1 protein-coding gene is annotated in these 336 nt (G+C 71.7%); it reads right to left on the bottom strand.

Going from position 1 to position 336, the window contains the following annotated elements; translation table 11 throughout:
* Positions 1 to 336: transposase family protein (locus ADL12_RS25510; RefSeq protein WP_159053299.1), on the bottom strand; the 336-nt coding region annotated here is incomplete at both ends.

The following is a 336-nucleotide window of genomic DNA, read 5'->3' on the forward strand; positions in this document are numbered from 1 at the left end:
CGCCCTGGCGCTCGCAGATCCGGATGATCCGGTGGGTGCGGGCTGCGGTCAGGTCGTGAGTCCGGCCCGGCAGGGCGGGTGAGAGCCACAGCAGCCGGCCGCCGGGGTCGGTGACGACCTGCACGTTCACGCCGTGGCGCCGGTGTTTGTGGGAGTAGTCGGCCCGGCCGTCGCCGACTCGGTCGTACTCGGCGAGCGTGCCGTCCAGCAGGACGAAGTCCGCGTCGCTCTCGCGCAGAACCTTGAGCAGACCCGGTGCTCGTTCGGCGAGCAGGTGGACGACCGCACTGGTGTAGGCGTGGGCGGTGGACTCGCTGATCCCGAACCCGGCGGCGA

Origin of the sequence: Streptomyces regalis, from assembly GCF_001509475.1 — a bacterium.
GTDB lineage: Bacteria > Actinomycetota > Actinomycetes > Streptomycetales > Streptomycetaceae > Streptomyces > Streptomyces regalis.